Source organism: Paenibacillus pasadenensis DSM 19293 (assembly GCF_000422485.1).
GTDB classification, from domain to species: Bacteria; Bacillota; Bacilli; order Paenibacillales; family Paenibacillaceae; genus Paenibacillus_O; species Paenibacillus_O pasadenensis.
Genome location: NZ_AULW01000001.1, coordinates 515,360 through 538,984, shown reverse-complemented (window position 1 = coordinate 538,984; position 23,625 = coordinate 515,360). Strand labels below are relative to the sequence as shown.

General features: G+C 68.3%; 15 protein-coding genes and 1 pseudogene. 9 read left to right on the top strand and 7 right to left on the bottom strand.

From position 1 onward, the window contains the following. The first annotated feature begins 428 nt into the window (after nt 1-428). Nucleotides 429-2,486 carry a DUF2339 domain-containing protein gene (locus tag H582_RS0102345; protein ID WP_028597211.1) on the top strand — a complete coding sequence of 686 codons (2,058 nt, stop codon included), beginning with the start codon at nt 429-431 and terminating at the stop codon, nt 2,484-2,486. 550 nt (nt 2,487-3,036) lie between these two features. Here H582_RS0102345 and H582_RS0102340 read toward each other — a convergent pair. From H582_RS0102340 to H582_RS0102320, 5 genes are all read right to left on the bottom strand, one after another. Next, a complete protein-coding gene (locus H582_RS0102340) occupies nt 3,037-3,576 on the bottom strand; it encodes a methylated-DNA--[protein]-cysteine S-methyltransferase (RefSeq protein WP_028597210.1) in 540 nt (179 codons plus the stop codon). Continuing rightward, nucleotides 3,573-4,199 carry an Ada metal-binding domain-containing protein gene (locus tag H582_RS25640; protein ID WP_052332884.1) on the bottom strand — a complete coding sequence of 209 codons (627 nt, stop codon included), beginning with the start codon at nt 4,197-4,199 and terminating at the stop codon, nt 3,573-3,575. Before H582_RS25640 ends, H582_RS0102340 begins: the two co-directional genes overlap by 4 nt. A 138-nt stretch (nt 4,200-4,337) precedes the next feature. Further along, nucleotides 4,338-6,887, bottom strand: a complete 2,550-nt coding sequence (locus tag H582_RS0102330) for a DsrE/DsrF/DrsH-like family protein (protein WP_028597209.1) — start codon at nt 6,885-6,887, stop codon at nt 4,338-4,340. Further along, nucleotides 6,884-7,177 (bottom strand): ArsR/SmtB family transcription factor, encoded by a 294-nt coding sequence (locus H582_RS0102325; RefSeq protein ID WP_028597208.1) that lies wholly within the window; start codon nt 7,175-7,177, stop codon nt 6,884-6,886. The genes H582_RS0102330 and H582_RS0102325 overlap by 4 nt, the downstream gene beginning before the upstream one ends. A gap of 305 nt (nt 7,178-7,482) precedes the next feature. Next, nucleotides 7,483-7,878, bottom strand: coding sequence for an SET domain-containing protein (locus H582_RS0102320; RefSeq protein WP_028597207.1), 396 nt, complete (start codon nt 7,876-7,878; stop codon nt 7,483-7,485). A 279-nt stretch (nt 7,879-8,157) separates the two neighbouring features. On the opposite strand from H582_RS0102320, the gene H582_RS25635 reads away from it, so the two are divergent. The 8 genes from H582_RS25635 (at nt 8,158) to H582_RS0102275 (ending at nt 21,620) form a co-directional block, all read left to right on the top strand. Further along, nucleotides 8,158-8,799: a C40 family peptidase gene (locus H582_RS25635; protein WP_052332883.1), complete on the top strand. Its 642-nt coding sequence runs from the start codon at nt 8,158-8,160 to the stop codon at nt 8,797-8,799. Continuing rightward, complete coding sequence (locus H582_RS29715) at nt 8,771-11,011, top strand: sensor histidine kinase (protein ID WP_052332882.1); 2,241 nt, start codon at nt 8,771-8,773, stop codon at nt 11,009-11,011. The genes H582_RS25635 and H582_RS29715 overlap by 29 nt, the downstream gene beginning before the upstream one ends. Nucleotides 11,012-11,025: 14 nt before the next feature. After that, nucleotides 11,026-12,435 (top strand): ATP-binding response regulator, encoded by a 1,410-nt coding sequence (locus tag H582_RS29710; protein WP_156876686.1) that lies wholly within the window; start codon nt 11,026-11,028, stop codon nt 12,433-12,435. Continuing rightward, nucleotides 12,432-13,304 carry a response regulator transcription factor gene (locus tag H582_RS29705; protein ID WP_028597206.1) on the top strand — a complete coding sequence of 291 codons (873 nt, stop codon included), beginning with the start codon at nt 12,432-12,434 and terminating at the stop codon, nt 13,302-13,304. The genes H582_RS29710 and H582_RS29705 overlap by 4 nt, the downstream gene beginning before the upstream one ends. Nucleotides 13,305-14,573: 1,269 nt before the next feature. Continuing rightward, nucleotides 14,574-15,221 carry a DUF1906 domain-containing protein gene (locus tag H582_RS29700; RefSeq protein ID WP_052332880.1) on the top strand — a complete coding sequence of 216 codons (648 nt, stop codon included), beginning with the start codon at nt 14,574-14,576 and terminating at the stop codon, nt 15,219-15,221. A 6-nt stretch (nt 15,222-15,227) separates the two neighbouring features. Next, complete coding sequence (locus H582_RS0102285) at nt 15,228-16,301, top strand: hypothetical protein (RefSeq protein WP_028597204.1); 1,074 nt, start codon at nt 15,228-15,230, stop codon at nt 16,299-16,301. A 75-nt stretch (nt 16,302-16,376) separates the two neighbouring features. After that, nucleotides 16,377-17,942, top strand: a complete 1,566-nt coding sequence (locus H582_RS0102280) for a hypothetical protein (protein ID WP_028597203.1) — start codon at nt 16,377-16,379, stop codon at nt 17,940-17,942. Nucleotides 17,943-17,972: 30 nt separating this feature from the next. Beyond that, entirely contained in the window at nt 17,973-21,620 is a 3,648-nt protein-coding gene (locus H582_RS0102275) for a hypothetical protein (protein WP_028597202.1), read from the top strand. Between the two features lie 651 nt (nt 21,621-22,271). Here H582_RS0102275 and H582_RS33310 read toward each other — a convergent pair. Together H582_RS33310 and H582_RS0102270 are read right to left on the bottom strand one after the other, a co-directional pair. Continuing rightward, a pseudogene (locus H582_RS33310) lies at nt 22,272-22,424 on the bottom strand (DUF6199 family natural product biosynthesis protein); the annotation flags it as partial. Nucleotides 22,425-22,512: 88 nt separating this feature from the next. Beyond that, on the bottom strand, nt 22,513-23,406 hold the full coding sequence (locus H582_RS0102270; protein ID WP_028597201.1) for a S8/S53 family peptidase: 894 nt from the start codon (nt 23,404-23,406) through the stop codon (nt 22,513-22,515). Nucleotides 23,407-23,625: the final 219 nt, after the last annotated feature.

The following is a 23,625-nucleotide window of genomic DNA, read 5'->3' as shown; positions in this document are numbered from 1 at the left end:
GTGACGAAGCAGGAGGCGTACGAGGGTACGTCAAGCCTGCGTGAGGGGGTACGTCAAGCCCGCGTGACGAAGCAGGAGGCGAAAAGGCCGTGACGCGATGCCTCGGAGCGGGTTTGCAAGCACGCTCTTAGGCTGGAAGCTGCAGAGCCAGCGATGAGGCGGCCGAGCCAGAATCGCTTGGCGGCAGGATAATCCCCAAGCATCACGGCTTTCTGCGGAGGCTGTCCTAGAGGTCAGAGTCATTGACCGAGGGACAGCCTCTTTTTTTGCAGCTGGAATCGGCCGGCTCACGAAAAGGCTGCGAGCCACGCGCAACAGGCAGGATGAGGCATGATATCCACAGCCGCCGCATCCAGTCGAAAGCGTTGACAGGCGATGGAAGGCGTTGCCATAATAGGACGATCATGCGATGCGGAAGGGGGACGTCGATGAATCAGGAAGCGATGGAAGCGCGGGTCGCGCGGCTCGAGGAAGAAGTGCGGGAGCTCCGGCGTCAGCTGTACCGATACGGGCGGCTGCTTCAGGACGGGGGGCCGCTGCAGGCAGAGGCGCAACCGCCAAGCAGCCAGCTGCAGGCAGAGGAGCATTCCGGGGCGCGTCCGTCAGGAAGCCACCTGCAGGCGGCGCCTCCGCCAGGCAGCCAGCAGATAGGGGCGCATCCGCCGGGCAGCGGCCAGCAGACAGGGGCGCATCCGCCGGGCAGCGGCCAGCAGACAGGGGCGCATCCGCCGGGCAGCAGCCAGCAGACAGGGGCGCATCCGCTTGCCGGGCCTAATCAGGCCGCTTCTCCTCCGCAGGCTGGCCATCTTGAAGCTCATTCGAAAGAAGGACCGCTCGCGGGAGCTCCATGGGCCGGCCAGAGCTCGGCCGCAGGCGCGGCAGAGCCGCCGCTGGCGGCAGGGCATCCGGCTGCCGGCTGGAGCGGAGCGTCTGCGCATTCGGGCGCCGAAGGGCGGCCGGGCCAGCCAGGGGCGGCCGGAGCCGGAGCGGGAGCGAATTCGCCGCGGCCGCCGGTGGATTGGGAGCGCCAGATCGGCCAGATATGGCTGCCGCGGATTTTCATCGTCGTCCTGCTGATCGGCGTGCTGTGGGGCTTCTTGGCCGCGGCGAGCGCGGGCTACATCACGCCGGCGATCCGCTGCTGGATCGGGCTGGCCGCCTCGGCGGCGATGTTCGGGCTGGGCGTCCGCTGGATGCAGCAGGATCGGCGAGCGCTGGCGCAGACGCTGCTTGGCGGCGCGAACGGAGTGCTCGTGCTGACGCTTTTCGCCGCCCACATGCTGTACGGCTTCATCGGCCCGGCAGCGGCCTTCGCCCTGTACGTCGCCGTCGTGCTGCTGTTCGTCGGCTGCTCGCTGCGCTACCGGTCGCAGGCGCTCATGCTGGCGGCCGGAGTCGCCGGCGCGCTCGTGCCGTTCCTCGTCGACTCGGTCGCTCCGAGCCTGCCGCTGTTCATCGGCTACGAGGCGGCGTTTGCTGGCGCGGTGCTGCTGCTCAGCTACCGATTCGGCTTCCGGATCGCCTATGTGCTGTCGTATGTGCTGCTTTTGCCGCCGATGCTGTTCGGAGGGGTCAGCGCGGACGAACCTGGCGAGCGCTGGCTCGTGCTGGGCGCGCTGCTGCTGCATTATGGGCTGCAGCTCGGACTGTCGCTGCGGGATGCGGAGTTCGCCAAGCGGCCGGAGCGGCAAGGGCTGCTGCTCGCTTCGTTCGCGCTGAACGCGGCCTGGCTGCATGAGCTGGCCGGACCGTCCGGCTACCGCTGGACGATCGCCGCGCTGTCGCTGCTGCTGGCTGGAGCCGCCTTCGGCTTCCGTTCTCTGGACAAGGACCGGATGCGCCTCTACGCGGCCGCCTCGACGCTGGGCTGGGTGCTTTTGGCCTTCGACGCCGCCTCGTACCGCTACCTCGGTCCGGTGCTGCTCGCGCAGGGCGTCGCATCGCTGTATCTAGGCCTCCGGCTGTCCTCCTGGATGCAAAAAACAGCGGCTGCCGCCACGCTGTTCCTCGGCGTCGGCCTCGTGCTGAACGCCCCGATCCGCGAGGCATGGTCGGAGGAGACGTTCGGCTGGCTCGCGCTGCTCGCCGCTTGGGCGGCCATGTACTTCCTGCTGCGGCCGCTGCGCCACAAGGAGCTGCCGGGCGGTCCCGGACCGCTGCTGCTCTGGAGCGGGGGGATGCTCGTGCTCGTGTTCCTCACGCAGCTGACGCTCGTGCTCGCCGAGACGCTCGATCCGGACCGCCGCTCGCTCGTCCTGTCCGCCGTCTGGGTCGCGTATGCGGTCGCGCTGTTCGCCATCGGCCTGCTGGCGCATAAGTCCAAGGTGCGAGCCGCCGGCATCGTGCTGCTGTTCCTGACGCTGATCAAGGTCATCTTCGTCGATCTGCCTGGCGTCTCGACGGCCGTGCGGGCGGTGCTGTTCATCGGTCTCGGCGTCGTCGGCATCCTCGCGTCGCGGCTGCTCTACCGCAAGCAGCAGGAGTAGCGGGCGGGATCGGTCGGAGCCGCAGGGACGGAGGCTTCGTTCAGTCGGAGAATCCTTCACGGTGAAATTGGCGCTAGGACTCTCCTTAACGGCAAAATTGTCGTTAAGAAGCCCCGCAGATGATGAATGGCTCTCCTTAGCGGCAAAATTGTCGTTAGGAAGCCCCGCAGCTGAGGAACGGCTCTCTTTAGCGGTAAAAATGGCACTGGAGAGCCGCGCCAGTCGGCTGCTGGGACAGCTCGAAGAAGTCCTATTTCGTAAAAAAGCGTCCAGCCCCTGGAATGGGGCTGGACGCTTTTTGCCTGTCGAGGACGGCATGTCGCGGCGAAGCCGCCTCAAACGCTTCGCCGCCGACTCTCTGCCGCGGCGCTGCCAACGGGCGCCGGCTCGTTCATCGCTGCCGCGCCGTCGCCGCACCGCCGCCAATGTTCACCGGCTCGCTCCACGACGCCGCTGCGCCGCCAACGTTCACCGGCTCGCTCCACGCCGCGCCGTAGCCGTGAGCCGGCTCGCTCCACGCCGCAGCCGCCGCCAGCGAAATCCAGCTCGCTCAGCGCTCCGCGGAGAGCCGCAGCCGGACGGAGCTTTCCAGCTCTAGCAGCCGGCGCTTCATCTCCAGCCCGCCTCGGTAGCCCGTCAGCGTGCCGCCGGAGCCGACGACGCGATGGCAGGGCACCGGCATGAGCACCGGATTCGCCCCGATCGCCGCGCCGACGGCGCGCGCCGCCGACGGACGGCCGATCGCCTCGGCGATCTGGGCGTACGTCCGCGTCTCGCCGTACGGAATCCGCCGCAGCTCGTCCCATACGGTCCGCTGGAAAGCGGTGCCGCCAAGCGACAGCGGCAGCCGGAACTCGCGGCTCGCTCCGCTCAGCAAAGCGGCGAGCTCATCCAGATAGGGCTGGAGGACGCGGTCCGACCGCTCCAGCGCCGCGCCTGGCCGGCGGGCCGCCGCCCACTCGGCCAGCTCCTCGAACGGCGCGTCCTGCGATCCGCAGAACGCGAAGCCGTCCGCATCCGCTGCGGCATGCAGCCGCCAGCCGTCCTTTTCCAGCACGCTCCAGTACAGCCTGTTCTCTTCTGCGCTCATTCGGCCTTGCCTCCCTCGACATCTTGGTCTCCGCCTGTCCGGCGGCGGTACTCGGCGGGCGTGCAGCCCGCTTCCTGGCGAAACAAAGCGATGAAACGGCTCGCGGAAGGGATGCCGCATTCCTTGGCGACGGCCCCCGCGGTCAGCTCCGTATCGTCCAGCAGCCGCTTGGCCCGCGCGATCCGCTCGCGGCGGATGTACTGCTGCGGCGTCAAGCCCGTCGCCCGCTTGAAGCGGCGATGCAGATGCCAGGGCGACAGGCAGGCGGCGTCCGCCAGCTCGCCGAGGGACAGTCCGGCGCGCAGCCGCTCGGCGATCAGTCCCTCCATCTCGGACAGCCAGGCCTCGTCGGGCTTGGCGGCCTTTTCCGGCTCGCAGCGCTTGCAGGATCGGAAGCCGGCGGCCATCGCCTGCTCCGGCGTCCGGAACACGAGCGTGCGGTCGCGCCGCGGATCGCGGGAGCGGCAGGACGGCCGGCAAAAGATGCCGGTCGAGCGCACGGCGTACCAGAACGCTCCGTCCGCCGACGCGTCGCAGCCGGTGATGGCCGTCCATTCGACGTCCGACGGGAGCTCGCCGCCAAGCAAGGCTCCGGCCGGGCCGGAGCGGGTCGTTCGCTTCATGCGAGTCACCTCCATGACGCCAGTATACCCTTTTTCAGGCGCTTGCGGGCGCATCGGAGGATGAAACCGCAAGAATGGAGCATGGGGCGGGCAGGCGGCCTTTTTCCAGGCCCTTCTGTCCGCCCCATGCGGTTTCGGCTAGATGAACAGATTGATGCCCGACTGGTCCGCCTTGCCGAGGTAATAGCCGACGCCGCCGACTTTGATGCCGTCGATCAGCTCCTCGCGCTTCAGCCCCATGACGTCCATCGACATCGAGCAGGCGACGATCTCGACGCCCTGGTCAAGCGCCGTCTGGATGAGCTCCTCCAGGGAGGAGATGCCGCTGCCCTTCATGACGCCGCGGATCATCTTGGCTCCGAGGCCGCCCATGTTCATGCGGGACATGCCGAGCCGCGTGCTGCCGCGCGGCATCATCAGGCCGAACATCTTGCCGACGAGGCCTTTGTCCGCCTGTACGCGCTCCGGCTTGCGGATGATGTTGAGCCCCCAGAAGGTGAAGAACAGCGTCACCTTCTTGCCGCTTGAGGCGGCGCCGTTGGCGATGATGAAGGAGGCGATCGCCTTGTCGAGGTCGCCGCTGAAGACGACGAGCGTGCTGCCCTCGGGCGTGGCGGGAGCGGCTGCCGAAGCGGCGGACGCTGCGGCGCCTGCCGCTGCGGACGGCGACGCCTGCGCGCCGGCTGCCGGCCGCTTGCGCAGCAGCGCCTCGAAGCGGCCGCCTGCCGCGCGGCCGGACTGCAGCAGCTCCGCTCCGTACATGCGGGCCCATGCGCCGACATCCTCGCCGAAGCCGGGATCGGTCGCCTGCACGCGCAGCACTTGGCCGGGCTCGAGCGCGTCCATGCGCCGCTTGACCTCGACGAGCGGGCCGGGGCAGGAGAGGCCGCAGGCGTCGAGCGTCGCGTCCGGCTCCGGAGCGCCATCATCGCCGGCGGCCTTGCCGCCGGGGCTGTCCGGAGCTTCCGCCGTCGCCGCGATCGGCATCGCAGCCGGAGCTTGGCGGCTTGCTTCCGCGGCTTTTTCGCTCATCCGCTTCGCCGCCTCGAACAGACGGTACGTCTTGAAGCCGCCGCTCAGGTTGCGCGTCCGGTAGCCGTGCTGGGCGAGGATGCGGGAGGCGGTGTAGCCGCGCATGCCGACCTGGCAGTACACCCAGATCTCGCGGCCCGGATCGAGCTCGGCGAGGCGCTCCCGCAGCTCGTCGACCGGCACCAGCAGCGAGCCCGGAATGTGGCCGGCCTCATGCTCCATGACCGAGCGGACGTCCACGAGCAGCGTCGCGGACTCGTCGCGCTCCGCCAGCTCCGGCGCATGGAAGACCGGCATCCGTCCGGCGAGGATGTTTTCCGCCGTGTAGCCGGCCATGTTGACCGGGTCCTTGGCGGAGGAGTAAGGCGGCGCATAGGCGAGCTCCAGCTCCGCCAGATCGTGGACGGTGCCGCCGAGCCGCAGCACGGCCGCGATCGAGTCGATGCGCTTGTCGACGCCGTCCGCTCCGACCGCCTGCGCGCCGAGGATAGCGCCGTCCGGGGCGAACAGCAGCTTGAGCGCCATCGGCGCGGCATTTGGATAATAGCCGGCGTGGGAGGCGGGATGCACGTACGTCGCTTCGTACGGGACGCCTTGCTCGCGCAGCGTCTTTTCGCTGCGGCCGGTCGCCGCTCCGGTCAAGCCGAACACCTTGATGATCGACGTGCCCTGCGCGCCCTTGTACGTCGACGGCAGGCCGCAGATCGCATCGGCGGCGATGCGGCCTTGCTTGTTCGCGGGGCCGGCGAGCGGCACGGCCGACGGGCGGCCGCTGCCCAGCTCGCGGACGAGCACGGCGTCGCCGACGGCGTAGACGCCCTCCGCGCTCGCGCGCATCGACTCGTCGACAAGGATGTGGCCGCGCTCGCCGAGCGCAATGCCGCTGCCCTGAAGGAAAGCGGTGTCCGGCTCGACGCCGACCGCCAGCACGACAAGCTCGGAGCGGACGAGGCCGCCTCCGGCGAGCTCGGTCTCGACGGCGCCTCCGGCGAGCTCGCGGAAAGCCTTGGCCGTCTCATGCAGCAGGACGCGCACGCCCGCGTTCTCCAGCTCGGCTTGGAGCATCGAGGCGAGCTCGGGATCGAACGGGGCGAGGATTTGGCCGGAGATTTGCACGAGCGTCACGTCAAGTCCGGCCTCGCGCAGGTTCTCGGCCATCTCGACGCCGATGAAGCCGCCGCCGACGACGAGCACGGAGCGCGTGCCTTGGCGGTCGACGAGCGACTTGATGCGGTCGGTGTCCGCCAGGTTGCGCAGCGTCGTCACCGCGCCGAGGCGGGCGCCCGGCACGGACGGCACGATCGGCTTCGCGCCGGGAGAAAGCAGCAGGGCGTCATACGCTTCCTCGTACGTCTGTCCGTCGCGGGTGCGCACGGTGACCGTGCGGGCCGCCGCGTTGACGGCGACGACCTCGCTGCGGACGCGGATGTCCAGCCGGTAGCGGGCGGTCATCGCCTCCGGCGTCTGGACGAGCAGGCGGGAGCGGTCCTGGATCGAGCCGCCGATGTAGTAGGGCAGGCCGCAGTTGGCAAAGGAAATATGGTCGTCGCGCTCGAACAGGACGATCTGCGCGTTCTCGTCGAGCCGGCGCAGCCGGGCGGCGGCCGAAGCGCCTCCGGCGACGCCGCCGACGATCAGAATTTTTTTGCGGGTCATGATGGGGTCTCCTCCTTGAGCAGGATGCCGGCGAGCTGCTTCACGCGCTCGTCGGCGATCGTATAGTGGACTTCGAGGCCGCTGCGGGACGTCTGCACGATGCCCGCGGCGCGGAGCTTCTGCAGATGCTGGGAGACGGTCGATTGGGGCAGGCCGAGGCAGTCCTGCATGAAGCTGACGTTGCAGGAGCCTTTGGCGAGCAAGCCGTTCACGATGCAGAGCCGCACGGGATGGGCGAGCGCCTTCAGCAGCTCCGCCGCCTCCTCGAACGCTCGGCTGTCGGTGTTCATGGGCGGATCTTCCTTTCGGGAAAAAGAATCGTTATAACTTAATATTACGATATATGGATGGAAAGGGCAAGCGAGGCCGCGGGCAAGGGAAAACTTGCCGCGTCCGCAGGCGCCAGACTGCATCGGGCTGGGCTCGCGCCCGCGCCGAGCGATCCGAGCGGAGCAGGCTGGCCGCGCCAGCGCTCGCGCCGCGTCGCGCCTCAACTATCCGCGCCTCAACTATCCGCGCCTCAACTATCCGCGCCTCAACTATCCGCGCCTCAACTCGCCGCGCCTCAATGCGCGCCGCGCCTCTTACGTCCGGCTCACTTCTCCTCCGGCTCGTCGTTTTCGGTGAACCAGAGCGGGTCGTCGCAATCCGGCTCGCCGTTGTAGTTGATCATGATCTCCTCGCCCGCCGCGATGTCGCGATAGGCGTAGAACTCGACGGTCAGCTGCTCGAAGTTCAGCTCGTACACCGCGTTCGGCTCGTAGGAGTGGTTGAACAGGCTTCCGTATCCCAGCACGAGCGCGCCGTGGTTGGCCCCGAAGTTGAACACGTAGTCCTCGAGGATCGTCTGCTCGATCAGCTCATGCTCCTCGTTCGGGTATGTGACGACCGGAGCCTCGTGGAACAGCGTTCCTTTGGCGATGTCGCGGGTCGCGAAGACGCCTCGGGTGAATTCGCCCGTCGTATTCGGGGATTGGCGCACTTCCAGCATAGAGCGGCTCACCTTCCTCTTCTTTGGAATGAATATCTCAGTTTAACCCGCCCCCGCGAAAACGGCAAACCATGCCTTTAGTCTCCTGCCTGAAGCAGCGCTTTCATGGTAAAATTGGATTGCGCTTCCTGCGCGAGGACCTTCGCGTCCGCACGGCCTGTTTTTCCGCCAGCCGCACCTGCTCACACGACACGAGGCGGCACTCGGATGAACGGGCTTTTTGACGATGCGGCGCGCCTGCGGACGGCAGCGACATGGGTGATGGGGAGAGGGATGGCAATGGCTCTGCAATCGGCTTGGACGGAATGGGAACGCACGCTTCAGACGGGGGACCTGGTGTTTTTTCACGGCATTTTCCTCGAATCGGAGGAGATCGAGATCATCAGCCGCTCGGAATGGTCGCATGTCGGCATGGTCGTAAGGCTGCCCGGCTTCGATGAGGCGCTGCTGTGGGAGTCGACGACGACCGAGACGCTCGAGGACGTCGAGCAGCATCGCATCAAGACCGGACCGATGCTCGTGCGGCTGCGCGAGCGCATCGCGACCGACGAGGCGGACCGGTACGATTCGCGGTACGCGTTCCGGCAGCTGCAGGGAGACAGGCCGGCGGACACGCTGGACAAGTTCCAGGCGTTCGTCGAGGAGGTGCATGACGCGTCGTTCCCGAGCCTGACGAAGATGGCCGAGGAGCTGCTCGCGGGGAGCTGGGATTGCCAGGCGGATGAAAAGACGTTCTTCTGCAGCGAGCTGGTGGCGGAAACCTACATGCGCCTCGGCTGGATGGAGCGCGGGCATCCGTCGAATTATTATACGCCCAAGCTGCTGGCCAAGAGCCAGGACCTGCCGCTCGCCGCCGGGCTTGTGCTCGCCCGCGAGCTGAGGTATTTGAAGGATGCCGAAATTCCGACCGTCCAGCCGTAAGCGATGGCGGCTCCTGCCGGCCGCGCTGCTGCTGCTGACGATCGGGGGGGCGGCGGCCTGGACGCTGCTGGTGCCGGATAGCGGCGGGGAGCAGGCGCCTGCGGCGACGGCGGGAAAAATCGACCTGACCGGCCAGCCGTTCGACGAGGCGATCGCGCTGCGCGGACAGTGGGAGTTCTACCCCGGCCGGCTGCTGGAGCCCGCCAGCTGGGATGCCGGTGCCGGAGCGCCGCCGCAGCCGGCCGGCTACATGGACGTGCCCGGCTACTGGAACAGGCAGCCGATCGACGGACGGACCTATCCGCTGGAGGGCTGCGCGACGCTGCGTCTGACGGCGCTTTTGCCGGAGGAGCTGCCGCTGCTCGCCGTCAAGCTCGGCAATACGTTCACCTCGTACCGGCTGTGGGCGGACGGCCGCGAGACCGCGTCGGCCGGCGTCGTCGCCTGCTCGCGGGAGGAGGCGGTGCCGCGCCAGATCGTGCAGGTGGCGCCGCTGGAGAGAGGAGACGGGCCGGAGCTGGAGCTCGTGCTGCAGCTGTCCAACTACGACTACTATAAAAGCGGCTTCCAGCGAAGCCCGCTGATCGGCACGGAAGCGCAGCTCGAAGCGGCGTATCGCCGCGACGCGGCCGTCTCCTGGTTCGCCTTCGGAGCCTGCGGCATCATCGCGTTTTACCATCTGCTCGTATTCGCCGTGCGGCGGCGCCATCTCGCTTCGCTGTATGTCGGCTCGTTCTCGCTGCTCATGTCCGTGCGGACGCTGCTGGTGAACGACCGCCTTGTCTATACGATCTTTCCCGAGCTGGACTGGCAATGGTTCGCCAAAGCGCTCTACCTCATCTTCTACCTCGGCCTGCTGCTGCTGACCCGGATGCTGCGGGAGCTGTATCCGGCGTTCGTCGGACGCCGGCTCGTCCGCGCCTCCGACGCCGTCGGCGGCCTGGGAGCGCTGCTATGCCTGCTGACGGAGCAGCGGGTGTACGAGCATGCGCTGCTGCCGGCGGAGCTTTACGCCTGCTTCGTCATGGCGTACGGGGCCGGCGCGATCGCCGTGGCCGTCGCCCGGGGCGAGCGGGGGGCGCTGCTGTTCCTTTGCGGCTTCGCCGTCCTCGCCGCTACGATCATCCACGACTTCTTCTACATGGCGGACCTGACGCGGGCGGCCTCGCTCGCTCCGCTCGGCTTCCTGGCGTTCTCTCTCTTCCAGTCGGTTCTGCTCGCCCGCCAGTACGCCGGCTCGTTCGCCGAGGCCGAGCAGCTGGCGCGGCGGCTGCTGGCGATGGACCGGCTCAAGGACGAGTGGAGCCAGACGCTGGAGCAGCGGGTGCGGGAGCGGACGGCGGAGCTGCAGGAGGCGATGGAGCGGCTGGAATCGGCGCAGCGGCAGCTCGTGCAGGCCGAAAAGATGGCCTCGCTCGGCAGTCTCGTCGCCGGCGTCGCCCATGAGATCAACACGCCGATCGGCATCGGCGTCACCGCGTCGAGCCATCTCGCCCAGCGCGCCGAGCGGCTGCGGCAGCTGTACGCCTCCGGGCAGATGAAGCGGACCGAGCTCGAGCGGTTCCTGGCCGAAAGCTCGGAGTCGGCGTCCATCCTGCTGTCGAACCTGCAGCGCACCGAGCAGCTCGTGCGCAGCTTCAAGCAGGTCGCCGCCGGCCAGGCGAGCGAGCTGCCCCAGCGGTTCGAGGCCAAGCAGGCGGCGCTCGACGTGCTGATCAGCCTCAGCCCTCTGCTGCGGGAATCCGGCGTCCGGCTGGACGTGCGGGTCGAGGCGGAGGAGGGGCTGGAGACGACGGGATATGTAGGGGCTTTTTATCAGATCCTGACCAACCTGCTCGTCAACTCCGTCACGCATGCGTATCCGGAGGGCGGCTCCGGCATCGTCGCGATCACCATCTCGCGGCTGCGGGAGCGGGCGGGGCTCTATGTGGAATTCGAGGACGACGGCGTCGGCATGGAGCCGGAGCTGGCCGCGCGGATCTTCGATCCGTTCGTGACGACGCGTCGGGGCCGCGGAGGAACCGGGCTCGGCCTCAGCCTCGTGTACAGCCTCGTCGCGACGACCTGGGGGGGAGCGGTCCGCATCTGGAGCGAGCCCGGACGCGGCGCGCGCTTCGAGCTGGAGCTGCCCGAGGCGGCGGAGGAGACGGGCGAGGAGCGGGCGCACGAACGGAGGGACGGCGGGCAGGCGCAGGCAAGGAATCGGTCATGAAGGAGGAGCAGAGGATGGAGGAAGAGGAGATCGGCTTCGCGCCGGAGGAGGAGCCGGCGGCCGAAGACGGCTCCGGCTGGAAGTTCCTGATCGTCGACGACGATCCGGACATCCACCGCGTCACCCGGCTCGTGCTCGGGCCGGAGACGTTCGAGGGACGGCCGCTCGTTTTTTACAGCGCCTACAGCGCGGCGGAAGCGCTGGAGCTGCTGCGCGGGCATGCCGACTTCGCGGTCGTGCTGCTGGATGTCGTCATGGAGACGGAGGATGCCGGACTGCGGCTGGCGAGATCGATCCGGGAAGAGCTCGGCAATGCGCTCGTGCGCATCGTGCTGCGCACCGGGCAGCCGGGCCAGGCTCCCGAGTCGGACGTCATCCGCAGCTATGACATCAACGACTATCGCGAAAAGACGGAGCTGACCAGCTCGAAGCTGTTCAGCACCGTCTACGCCTCGATCCGCGCCTATCGCGCGGCCGTGGAGCTGTCCCGCTCGCAGGCGCGGCTCGAGGAGGCGGTCCGCCGCCGCACGCAGGAGCTGGAGGAGCGCGGCCGGCAGCTGGAGGCGTCCATCCGCTCGGCCTACGAGGCGATGGCCGAGGTGGCCGTGCTGGAGGAGCGGGGGCGGATCGCCCGCGAGATCCATCACAGCGTCGGCCATACGATGACGGCGGCGATCGTGCAGCTGGAGGCGGCGCGGCGGCTGCTTGCCGCCGGCGAGGGCGACGAGGCCGAGGCCAAGGTGGAGATCGCCCGTCAGCTCGCGCGCAAGGGGCTGGAGGAGATCCGCGGCTCGGTGCGCGCGATCGCCGCGGACAGCTCGGTGCGGCGGTCGGCGGGCGAGGAGCTGGAGCAGGTGGCCCGGGAAGCCGAGTGGGCGAGCGGCGTCCGGGTGGAAGCAAGCTTCGGCGGCTTGCCTCCGCTCAGCTGGTACCAGGCGCGGCTGCTGCGGGATATTTTGCGGGAAGGGCTCACCAACGGCATCCGCCATGGCGGAGCGCAGCGCTTCGCCTGCCGGGCGGAGGTGGAGCCGTCCGCCGAGGGCGGGCGGCGGATCGCGCTGTCGCTCTGGAACGACGGCCGCTGGAGCGGCGACGCGGAGCCCGGCTTCGGGCTGCGCGCCCTGCAGGGGCAGCTCGCCGAAGCCGGCGGCAGCCTGACGCTCGCCGCGTCCGCGCGCGGCGGCGCGGAGCTGCGGGCCGCGCTGCCGCTGCCGCGAGAGGCGGCCGCGGCCGTGTCGGCGGAGGAAACGGCCAGCGGGGCGAGGTTGCGGACCGTGCTGCCGTTGAGCCGCGAGGCGGAGGCGGCGACAGCATTCGCTAATGGGGCGGCTCCCTCCGAGGCAGGAGAAGCGGGCGACGTAGCGGCGGCCAGCGAGCATGCGGATCGTTCCGAACCGCGTTCGCCAGGAGGCGGGACGCCATGAGTCCGCTGCGCATCGTCATCGCCGACGACCAGGCGCTCATGCGCGACGGCCTGCAGACGATCGTGCGGCTCGAGCCCGACATGGAAGTCGTCGGTCTGGCGGCGGACGGAGCGGAGGCGCTGGAGCGGGTCCGCGAGCTGGAGCCGGACGTGCTGCTACTCGACATCCAGATGCCCCGCATGGGCGGCATCGAGTGCGCTCGGAGGCTCGCCGAAGAAGGCTCGCCCACCGTCGTGCTGCTGCTGTCCACATTCCTCGACGACGGCTACGTCCGGGACGGGCTCGCGGCGGGCGCATGCGGCTATCTGCTGAAGGACATGGACGCCCCGCAGCTGCTCGACGCGATCCGCGACGCCGCCAAAGGCCGGCTCGTCATGCCGGCCGCCGTCGCCTCCAACGTCGCCGCGCAGCTGCGTCGGCTCGCGGAGGAGGCGGCGCCAGCTGCAGCCGCAGGCGCAGGATATCGAGCGGGTGAAGGCACTGGACAGCCAGCGGAATCTTGGCGAGCGGGAGCAGCAGGCGCTGGGCAGCCGCGGGAATCTGGTCGAGCGGGAGCAGGCCAGGGTCGATCCGTAGAAGCATGGCGTTCGGGAGGACCCGGTTCAGGACTGCGCGCCACCGCGAGCTCCGGCCATCGCACGGGCGTCGGCAGGCTGCCGGGCACGCCTGCGGGAGCAGCATGGGGGTTTACCGAGCGTGAGCTGGAGGTGGCGCGCCATATCCGCAGCGGCTTGTCCAACAAGCAGATCGCGGCTGCCATGTTCATGAACGAAGGCACGATCCGCAACTATGCCAGCGTCATCTACAGCAAGCTCGGCGTCGGCGACCGCACGGCGGCCGTACTGCTTCTGCGCGAAATCGAGCTGTAACGTCAAAGAGGTCCCTCTTCATCCGCTGCGGATGAAGGGGGACCTCTTTTTTTGTCGGCGCAGGCAGCATGTGTCGGCTTCAACTGCATGGAAGTCGGGGAGCGAGCTTGCAGCCCGAAAAAATCGGGTTGCAGAGGAGACCCACTAGCCAAGTCGGTTACATGAACGGAGTTACACGGAAAAACCGAGTAATTCGGGTGTGAGGTGATGCAGGCGGGTGGAGTTGCGCGGAAAAACCGAGTAACTCGGGTGTACGGGGATGCAGGCGGGTGGAGTTACGCGGAAAAACCGAGCAGCTCGGGTGTGAAGGGATGCAGGCGGGTGGAGTTACGCGGAAAAACCGAGTAACTCGGTTGTACGGGGCGGCAGGTGGGGGGAGTTGCGCGGAAAAACCGAGCAACTCGGGTGTGAGGTGATGCAGGCGGGTGGAGTTACGCGGAAAAACCGAGTAACTCGGGTGTGAGGGGATGCAGTGGGTGGAGTTGCGCGGAAAAACCGAGTAACTCGGGTGTGAGGTGATGCAGGCGGGTGGAGTTACGCGGGAAAACCGAGCAGCTCGGGTGTGAGGTGATGCAGGCGGGTGGAGTTACGCGGAAAAACCGAGTAACTCGGGTGTGAGGTGATGCAGGCGGGTGGAGTTATGCGGAAAAACCGAGCAGCTCGGGTGTGCGGGGACGAAACGGACGTAATTACGCGGAAAAACCGAGTAACTGGGAGTTGTGCTGTCCTTGGAGACAATCGTGCGGGCGGGGCAACTGCTCGCCAACTCGAAAAATCGATTTACTCAGGAACGAGGAGGCGCAGCATGATGGCGATGGCGGCGAAAAGCTGGAGCGGAGAGGATGGACCCTCTTGGAGAAGCGGAGCGGTTCCCTTGAAGGCCGGATTCCTTCCGCTTCGGAAAGGGAGATCAGAGGAATCTGGGCTTCACAGGAATCGGAAAGAGGGCCCATCCGCGGAGCGGCGCAACAACAAGCAGAATGATCCATCCGCGGAGCGGCATAACAGCAAGCAGAATGGCCCATCCGCGGAGCGGCGTTGAGCAAGCAAAGAGTCCATCTACGCATCGGCAAAGAAGCAGGCAGTCGAGGAATTGCATGACGTCCGCCATCTCCGGCCTCCCCGCTCCATGACGTCCGTCATCCCCCGCCCCCCGGCTCCATTACGCCCGTCACCGCATATACGGACAAAAACGGCGACTCCCGTCTCTGTCCGAATGACGCGCCGTCCCGGTATAACGGAGACAGGAAGTCGAAAGGAGAGGATAGGATGGCGAAAGGAATCGACACGGCGGTCAACTGCCACTCGCTGGCGAAGGCGATCCACGAGGCGGGCTATGCGTTCGTCGGCCGCTACTACAACCGCAATCGGCCGCAGAAGAATTTGACGAGGGAGGAGGCGGCCGCCCTGAGCGCGGAGGGGCTCTACATCGTCGCGGTGTGGGAGAACGGCTTCCCGACGAGCGCGGCGTACTTCGACTACGAGGCCGGCAAAAAAGACGGCGCCGACGCGGCGGCCTACGCCCGCCGGACGATCGGGCAGCCGGGAGGCACGCCGATCTACTTTACGGTCGACTACGACGCCTCCGAGGCGGATCTGAACGGACCGGTGCGGGACTATATCCGCGGCGTCGTCGAGTCGGTGCAGGCGGAAGGGGCCGAGGCGGCCGGCAAAGGCGGAAAGCCGTACGCGGTCGGCATCTACGGCTCGGGCTACAGCTGCAGCCGCATCCGCGCCGAGCATCCGCAGGTCGCGTACGCCTGGCTGGCGGAGTCGCGCGGCTGGCGGGGGCATGAGGCGTTCGCCGGCTGGAATATCCGGCAGCTGCAAAGCACGACCGTCTGCGGCCTATCGGTCGACACGAACGAGTCGAGCGGCGACGGCGGCGGCTTCCGCATCGCCGTGCCGGCCGGGTAGCGGCCGATGGAGCTGACGCTTCGCAAGCCGCCGCGTCCGATTCGCGGCGCCGCGCTGCCGGCGGCGATCGCGCTGCTCGTGCTCGCGCTGGCGCTGCTGCCGCCGCTCGTGACCGCGTACAACCTCACCAAGGCGCCGACGCGGACGCTCATCGCCGAGCTCGACCGGGGCCGGACCGACGGGCCTCCCGTGGCGGCCGACGAGCTGAAGGACCGGCAGGCAGCCAAAACCGCCGTCGCCCGGCTGCTCGGCCCTCCCCGAGCAGCAACGAGCGCTGCCGCCTTCGGAGCGAATCCGACGGCAAACGGGCTCGGCTCCGGCACGGATCCGTCCGCAGACGCTGCCGCCCCCGCCCCCGCGCTCGATCCCGAGCGGCTCGCCGAGCTGAAGGAGTCGCTCAGCTCCGGCCAGGGGGCGCTCTGGGCCGGACATGCGCTGCTGCTGGCGCTGCTGTGCGGACTCGTCAGCAAGCGGCTGACCGGCCGCTATCGCGGGCTGCTCGTGAACGAGCGCAACGTCATGAGCCTGTCCCGCTTCCAGACGGTCGTCTGGACGGTGCTGCTGCTGTCCGCCTACTATACGGCCGCCTCGCTGCGAGCGTACGGCCTGGCGGACCCGACGGCCGCGCTGCAGATCGACATGGACTGGCAGCTGTGGGCGCTCATGGGCATCAGCGTCACCTCGCTCGTCGCCGCGCCCGTCATCCATGCGCAGAAGCAGGACAAGCAGCCGGATCCGGCGGCGGCGGCCAAGCTCGATCCGGAGCAGGTGGCGGCCGGCGACGGCATCCTGCTCGCCAAGCCGCGGTTCCAGGATGCGGCGTGGAACGACCTGTTCCAGGGCGAGGAGCTCAAGACCGCGGGCTACGTCGACCTGGCCAAGCTGCAGCTGTTCTTTTTCACCCTCGTCGGGGCGGCCGCCTACAGCGCGCTGCTGCTCCAGCTGTTCGGCACCGTCCCGGCGGAGGAGCTCGGGCGGCTGCCGACGCTGGGCCAAGGCTTCCTCGCCGTGCTCGGCATCAGCCATGCCGGCTATCTCGCCAGCAAGACCGTCGACCGCACGCAGACGGCGGACGATTGAACGGCGCCGCAGCGCCATGCCCTTCCGCCATTCCCCTTTCCACCGATCCCCATCCGAAAAGGAGTGCAAAAAACGATGACCGACAGCCGCAATGCCCTGACCGACTTCGACCTGTGCCTGGCGCTCGCCCAGACGAGCCTCGACAGCCAGCTCGGCTACGCCTGGAAAGCCTGGAAAAGACGGCGCCAGCTCGACGAGACGCTGAAGCTGCATCCGCTCAAGAAGGACGGCACGCCGTCCCCGTACGGCCTGACGGCGACGCTGGCCCCGCTGCGCGTCGATCTGAACGTGCCGGACGCCAAGCTGGCGCAGGTGAAAGTGACGCTGACGCTGCTGAGCGGCACCGTCACCTATTACGACGAAGACAACGATGAGGCCGCCGAGGCGCCGATCGACAACTGGAGCGTGTCCTTCCTCACCGATCTGGACAAAAAGCCGGTCGATCTCAAGGCGCTGCGCGCCATCGACCCGGCCAGCGCCCAGACGGCGCAGGACGCGATCGACTCCGCCAAGCAGCAGGCCGGCTTGCCGGATGACGTGTTCTCCATCGAGTACCTGTTCCTGGAGCTGACGAACGCGAACCTGCTGATGGCCGACAACCACGACGTCAACATCCCGCCGGACGTGCCGCAAGCGGCGCGCGTGAAGGCGCTGTCGCTGCTCGGCGGCCTGCTTCAGTCCGGCGACTCGGACGACTTCCTGCTCGGCACGGTCGTGCGCCGCAACGCGGGCCAGCAGCAGCCTCCGACGTTCGCGCTGACCGACTTCGTGTTCGACGTGCATGCGGTGCCGGAAGCGCCCGCCGCGAGCACGCTCAGCTATCTCGGCGCGCTCGCCGGACGCCCGCTGCCGGCGGACAAGGACGGCGCGCGCGTCGCGCTCCAGGACCGCTGGATCGATCCGGCGATGCTGGACGGCTCGAAGGGGCTCGTCTCGGGCCTGCTCGCGATCCGCAAGGAGGTGTTCGTGGACAACTACCTCATGCCCCAGTTCGCCAAGGCGCTCGGCGGCCTGCAGCCGCAGGCGGACGGCTTGAACCGCCGCTTCCAGCGGGAGGAGACCCAGTCGAACCGCAGCCGCGACATCATCGACCACTTCATCGACCTGACGAAAGGCTTCGAGCTGAACGTGGCGATCCGCCCGGGCAGCGCCTCGATGGACGTCACCGGCCGCGTCTACTGCTCCTTCGTCTATCGCAAGCATACGCTCGGCCCGGCCGGCATGGAGACGGCCAAGCTCGACGCCGCCGGCGAAGCCCCGATCACGGGCAGCGTCGCCCTCTCGACGCCGGGAGGCACGAGCGCGTTCCGGCTCGATCCGCAGTTCGACTATTCGTTCGGCGACTTCCATACGACCCGCAACGAAGCGAGCGGCTTCGGCAAGGTCGAGGAGGCGTTCTCGGAAATTCCGAAGCTGCTCGGCATCACGGGCGGCACGCTGCTGGAAATCATGACCCATGCCGCCAGCGACATCGTCGGCGAGCTGGAAGACGGGCTCCGGCAGGCGTTCTCGCAGCTCGAGCTCGACCTGTCGCAGCACAGCTTCGTGCCGCCGGGCGGAGGCGTGTTCGCCTTCCAGAACTTCCGGTTCTCCGGCGCGACGGGCGACCTGCTGCTGGACGCGATCTACAAGGCGCCTTGAGGCGCGACCTTAGAAGGGAGAGGGATGGATATGGCAGACAAGCAGCCCCGCGTGGAGGCGTTCTCGGCAAAGGATGCTTCAGGCAAGGAGTGGAGCTTCACCGTCAGCTCCGACATTATCGACCACTATGAGCAGGCGCGCGTATTCGGACCGGAGGCGCTCGCCGATCCGGCGGAGGTCGGACGGTACCAGCGGCGGATTGTCTCGCTGCCGGATCATCGCGGCGGCGCCGTGCTGCCGATGCTGCTCAGCATCGGCACGGACGGCGAGCTGTTCCTGGCGCGGCGCGACCTCGAGTCGCCCGACGGCTGGCAGACGATCGACCTGACGCCCGGACGGACGGCGGACGGATCGCCCCGCGTGCAGGCGATCGGCGCGGCGTGGACGGAGGACGACCGGATCGCGCTGGCGGTCGCGACGGAGGAGGCCGGCGGTACGGGCGCGAGCCGGATCTGGACGGCCTTTAACCTGAGCAGCGCCGCCACCGCCTGGGAGACGCTGATCTGGACCGACGGCGGGACGAGGGAAGGGCGGCGCGTCGAGGCGATCCGCGTGCTGGACGAGGGCGACGGCAGCTGGACGGCCGTGCTGGCCGGACACGGGGGAGCGGGCGATCTGCTCTATCTGCTCCGCAGCGGCGGCAAAACCGGCTTCGCCGACGCGCTCGTATTCAATCCGGCGACGACGCTGGACGAGATCTACGACTTCGAGGCGGGCGTGCATCCGACCTACGGCTCGGGCCTGTACGTGCTCGGCACCGGCAGCGGCACCGACACGCTCATGTTCCGGCCGTTCCCCGACTATGACGCATCCGGCCATGCGGCGACCGTGCCGCCGGTCGTGCCGCTGCCTTGTCCGGCGGGAGCCCGCCTGCTGGAGACGGGCCTGACCGGAGCGGACGGCACCGACCTGTACGTCGGCGGCAGCGGCGTCAGCCTGCTGACGGCGGACGAGCAGGACAACGCCGACCAGGCCGCGCCGGCGGTCGTCGTGCCGCCGGAGGCCGCGCCGGCCGTGACCGATCTGTGCCTGGCCGAGCGTCCATCCGCAGGCGGCAAGGCGACGAGCGTCTGGTGCCTGCTGCAGGACGGCGGCCTGCTGACGGCCGCCCAGGACGCGGGCGGCGGCTGGCTGGCGCCGCTGCTCGTGCGGACCGGCGTGCTGGAAATGGCTCCGGCCATGGGCGACGGCAGCCTGCGCTCGTCCGTGCTGGCGGTGTACGCCGGCGGCGGAGCGGGGCTGATCGCCCAGGCGGCGGACGGCCGCAGCTGGCAGGAGACGGAGCTGCGCGTGCAGGATCCGGCCGCGATGATCGCCTCCACCTGCTACGCCGTCACGCTGCGCGTCGTCGAGCCTTCGACCGGCGAGCCGCGCCTGGGCGTCGCCGTGCAGGTCGAGGCGTCCGCGCCGACGAACATCCTGATCGGCGGCCGCCCGGCCTTCATCGGCCCGGGAGTCTCGGCGCAGGCCGTCACCGGCGCGGACGGGGGCGTCAGCCTGTACAGCCGCGTCCAGTCGCTGGCGCCGCCGTCGTATCGGCTGACGGTCGCCGGGCTGGACGGCCATCTCGACCTGCAGCCGGCGGCGGCCGCGCTGGAGCGGTTCGCCAGCCTGACCGGAGCGGAGCTGCGCTCGGCGACGGTGGCCATGCCCGGCGGCGAGCAGCCGCTGCTGCCGGATGCCTGGCGCTCCGGCTCGGGCGCGGAACAGGCCGACGCCGTCGCAAGCGCGCTGCGCCAAGGCGCGCAGCTCGCCGCCGGGCCGAGCGGCAGCTCGTGGACGATCCGGCGCAGCGCGGCCGGAGACCCGTACCGCTCGGACCTTTCCGCCTCGTCCGTGCCGGACGGCTACCGCTGGGGCATCGTCGCCGACGGCCGCGGCGGCGTGCAGGCCGCGGACGACAGCGTCATCGGACGCCTCGTGCAGGCGGCGGAGAGCGCGGAGAGCTTTTTCGTCCAGCTCGGCCATACGGTCGCGGACTTTTTCGAGGGACTGGCTCATCGGGCGGAGGAGGCGTGGACGTTCGTGCTGCACAAGGCGGAGGACGCGCTGCACTTCGTCTGCGAGCTCGGCGGCAAGATCAAGCGCTTCGTGCTGAGCTGCCTCGAGGAGGCGGCGGGCTTCTTCCGCTGGCTGTGGCGGCAGGTGGAGACGGGGCTCGACAAGGTGTGGCAGTTCCTCAAGTTCCTGTTCAGCTGGGAGGACGTGCTGATCGTCCGCGACGCGATGAAGGAGGCGGTCGACGACGCGCTCGGCTACGTGCGCAGCCGGATCTCCGCGCTCAAGCCGACCGTGGAGAGCGGCTTCCGCTCGGCGATGCTGGCGCTCGACAGCTGGCGGCCGGAGGGGGGAGCGGCGTTCCAGCCCAGCCCGCCGGCTCCGGGCGAGAGCCTTCAGGACAAGCTGGAGGCGGCCGCGTCTCCGGTGCGGGAATTCATCGACGCCATTACCGGCAACAGCGTCGTCAGCTGGGTGCGCCGCAAGCTCGACGACGCGGTCGGCGAGATCGTGCATGTCGACGGGCCCGATCCGGCGGCGGAAACGATCCAGGCGGTGGAGACGTTCATCGAAGGGCTCGTGTCCGACGAGGCGCAGGCGCTGATCGACACCTGGGACCGCGTCGAGGCGGACCTGTCGGCGCTGTTCAGCGGCAAGCTGCCGGGACGGTCGGCGCTGTCGCTGGAGACGTTCCGCGATGCGGCGGCAGCCGTGGCGGCCGACGTCGCGGAGGGGCTGCTCGAAGGGCTGCAGGCGCTCGTGCTGCGCTCGCTCGACCTGATGGACGCGCTGATGGGGGCGCTGCGCGACGCCTTGTTCGCGAGAGTCCGGTTCCCGTTCGTGGAAAAGCTCGTCGAGCTCGTCGCGCCGGGCACGCATGTCGACGCCTCCTTCTCGCTGATCGACGGCATGCTGCTGCTGCTCGCCGTGCCGGCGACGATCGCCTACAAGCTGATCGTCGGCGAAGCGCCGCTCGCCAAGGGCGAGATCGTGCCGCTCGCCTTCGGCAACGTCACGGCGCAGTCCGGCTTCTCGGCGCTGAACCGGTTCAGCTGGATCGGCGGGCTGATCGGAGCCTTCCTCAAGGCGGGTGCCGCCGCCTACGCCTGGGCCCAGCAGGCGAGCGACGACGCCAAGCCGTCCAAGCCGGCGATGTTTTTCGGCGTCGCCGTCCAAGGCATCGGCACGGCAGTCGAGGCGATGAGCCGGCGCACGACCCGCGGGGACGCGGTGGAGGCGATCGACGACACGAACCTCGCGATCTCCTCCTTCATGTCGGCCAAGGCGCTCGTGCCGGCGCTCGCCTCGCTGACGAAAACGTACAGCGACCTGGAGTCGGCCGCGTTCAAGAAGCTGGCCAAAGCCAATGCCGCGATCGACCTCGTCTGCACCGGCGTCCGCACCGTGCTGCGCACGGCGGCGTTCGGCATCCTGATCGACGAGGAGCGCAAGTCGGACGATCCTGCCGTGCGCGGCATGCAGACGGCGGAGTCGCTGCTGTGGGTCGACAATTTCTTCGACTATACGGGATCGATGCTGGCCTCGGCCGCGGTGCTGGACGACGAGCCCGAGACGAAGACGATCCTGCTCGGCGTCAGCACGGCGGAAAAGGCCGCCGCGATGCTGGTAGACATCGGCTACGTGATCGCGGTTCAGAAAAACAATCAGCCGGCGTTTTGACGGGAGCCGGGATAGGCGGATAGGAGAGGGAGAGGCCGATAGAGGATAGGCCGATAGAGCGGAATGGACCTGAGGCGGAGCGATCCGCCTCGGGTTTATTTTGTTCGGGAGCGAGGGGGGGCCTGCCGGGAGGAGGGAGCGCCAAAGCGGGGCGGGATTGGGGCGAGAGGAAGCGCGGCGAGATCCGCCGACGGGTGGTCGGATGGGGGATGCCCGATGCGGAAAGCGGGCTGCAGGCGCTGGCGGCGGAACGGGCAAAAGTGCCGGCTGGCGGGGTTGGCGGAAGTGCCGGAGCTGGCGGGGTTAGCGGTGCTGCCGGTGGGATTGGCGGGTGCTGACAGAGGCCGTCGGCGCTGGCGGGCTGCGAGAACTGCCGGAACTGCTGGAGCTGCCGGAGCTAACGATACTGCAAGTCGCTATTGGCCCGAAAAGAGCGCGATTGGAAATTTAACGATACGGAGAAGCGCTATTGGTTGGGAATACGTTGATGTGCAGCGGAATCGGCCCGATAGCGTCTGTGAGTATCGTTAGAATTTCGGAATGGCCGTTTTGAGCGAAATAGCGTCTCTGAGTATCGTTGGCGTTATGGAGCAGGAGGCGGGGCGCCTTACCGTACTGGCTGAGACGGGAGATTCGGCCGACCCAAGTGCATTAGTCGAAAAGATAAGCCAGGCATCCCATCAATACGATGAACAAAAAGGCGACCGACAGAATCTTCAAATAAATGAGGTAGGAGTCCGATGGCTCGGTTCCGTCGTCCGTTGTCCAGCCAATCGTAATCCGCCATACTTTTTCCGGATAGAACCAAGTCGCGACCGATCCCCCTCACGAAATGAACATTCGACTCCAGCCATCGGCGCCTTGCCGGGAGCGGATCAAGGGATTCGACGGCTCATAACAACAGCGGCCAATGGCTGCTTCCTTCGTCGTCGGCAATGAATTCGGCGCCAGCCAGCAGCAATGCGAGCTGCTCGTCCACGCCGATGCCGGGAAAGCGGCTGCAAAGAGCTGCCAGCCGACCGGCCGCGAAGGCTGCCGCGCCGCTCGTATGCCCGGGCGGATGGGCGGGAGCGAACAACGTCGTGCCGCCGCCTGCCGATGCTGCCGGCGCTCGCTGGCTGTTCGGCTCGAGCATCCAGCCGCCAGCCGCACCCCCGTCCGCTTCGCGCAGCCGCTCCTCCAGCAAGCCCCCGTCCGCTTCGCCGAGTCGCTCCGCCTCCTGCACACAACCGTCCGCCTCGTCCCGTCTCCCCTCGCTCCGCCCGCAAACGGCTGCGCCGACGCTGACCGCGTCCGGGCAGCTGGCCGGCCAGGACATGCCCCAGCAACGCTGCCGCCGCGCAGCAGCATAAAAATTGCCGGCCGCAGCGACAAAAGCGACGCCTCGCCGCCGCAGCTCGCGGATCCGCTCCGCCGTCTCCGGCTGGCCGTCCGGCTCGTCCGGCAGCAGATGCCGGCCGTCGCCGAAGGCGGCGCAGACGACCGTCGGCCCCTCCGGCAGCTCGCGCAGGATGCGCTCAAGCGCGTCGGCGACCCGGCCGCGCTCCCACAGCGCGCCTCGCCGATCGAGCAGCCGGACCGGCACGAGCCGGATCGGCGCCGGCCCGCAAGCCTCGAGCAGCGTGCGCGCGACGGCCGTGCCATGCCCATGCGGATCGGAGCTGTCGTCCGGGGAGCCGTGCCGGCTCATGTTGAAGCCGGCGTGCAGGCGGACATGCGGAAATTCCTTGGCTGCGTCCGGATCGAATCCGGTATCCATGACAAAAACCGTCACCGCTGCAGGCATGAGGCAGAGCCTCCTTTCGTCTGCGAGCCCTTTTCGATGCCGCGGCTGCCGATTCCTGCTCAAGATGCGCGGAGCCATGAGGCGCAAGGACGCCGATCGGCGCCAGCCTGGCCCGCAACGCCCTCCGATGCCGCCGCATATCGACGCCGGCATGGAGCCAATCTAAGGAAATAGGCGATTGATGGCGGATTTACTTCTTGACCAATATAGGGGTGGGGG

Excerpts from the sequence above, each read along its gene's own strand:
- H582_RS29705 (WP_028597206.1), top strand. The coding sequence starts at position 12,432 with ATGAGTCCGCTGCGCATCGTCATCGCCGACGACCAGGCGCTCATGCGC.
- H582_RS0102285 (WP_028597204.1), top strand. The coding sequence starts at position 15,228 with ATGGAGCTGACGCTTCGCAAGCCGCCGCGTCCGATTCGCGGCGCCGCG.
- H582_RS29715 (WP_052332882.1), top strand. The coding sequence starts at position 8,771 with ATGCCGAAATTCCGACCGTCCAGCCGTAAGCGATGGCGGCTCCTGCCG.
- H582_RS0102325 (WP_028597208.1), bottom strand. The coding sequence starts at position 7,177 with ATGAACACCGACAGCCGAGCGTTCGAGGAGGCGGCGGAGCTGCTGAAG.
- H582_RS0102320 (WP_028597207.1), bottom strand. The coding sequence starts at position 7,878 with ATGCTGGAAGTGCGCCAATCCCCGAATACGACGGGCGAATTCACCCGA.
- H582_RS0102280 (WP_028597203.1), top strand. The coding sequence starts at position 16,377 with ATGACCGACAGCCGCAATGCCCTGACCGACTTCGACCTGTGCCTGGCG.
- H582_RS29710 (WP_156876686.1), top strand. The coding sequence starts at position 11,026 with ATGGAGGAAGAGGAGATCGGCTTCGCGCCGGAGGAGGAGCCGGCGGCC.
- H582_RS0102330 (WP_028597209.1), bottom strand. The coding sequence starts at position 6,887 with ATGACCCGCAAAAAAATTCTGATCGTCGGCGGCGTCGCCGGAGGCGCT.
- H582_RS29700 (WP_052332880.1), top strand. The coding sequence starts at position 14,574 with ATGGCGAAAGGAATCGACACGGCGGTCAACTGCCACTCGCTGGCGAAG.
- H582_RS0102270 (WP_028597201.1), bottom strand. The coding sequence starts at position 23,406 with ATGCCTGCAGCGGTGACGGTTTTTGTCATGGATACCGGATTCGATCCG.
- H582_RS0102345 (WP_028597211.1), top strand. The coding sequence starts at position 429 with ATGAATCAGGAAGCGATGGAAGCGCGGGTCGCGCGGCTCGAGGAAGAA.
- H582_RS25640 (WP_052332884.1), bottom strand. The coding sequence starts at position 4,199 with ATGAAGCGAACGACCCGCTCCGGCCCGGCCGGAGCCTTGCTTGGCGGC.
- H582_RS0102275 (WP_028597202.1), top strand. The coding sequence starts at position 17,973 with ATGGCAGACAAGCAGCCCCGCGTGGAGGCGTTCTCGGCAAAGGATGCT.
- H582_RS25635 (WP_052332883.1), top strand. The coding sequence starts at position 8,158 with ATGGCTCTGCAATCGGCTTGGACGGAATGGGAACGCACGCTTCAGACG.
- H582_RS0102340 (WP_028597210.1), bottom strand. The coding sequence starts at position 3,576 with ATGAGCGCAGAAGAGAACAGGCTGTACTGGAGCGTGCTGGAAAAGGAC.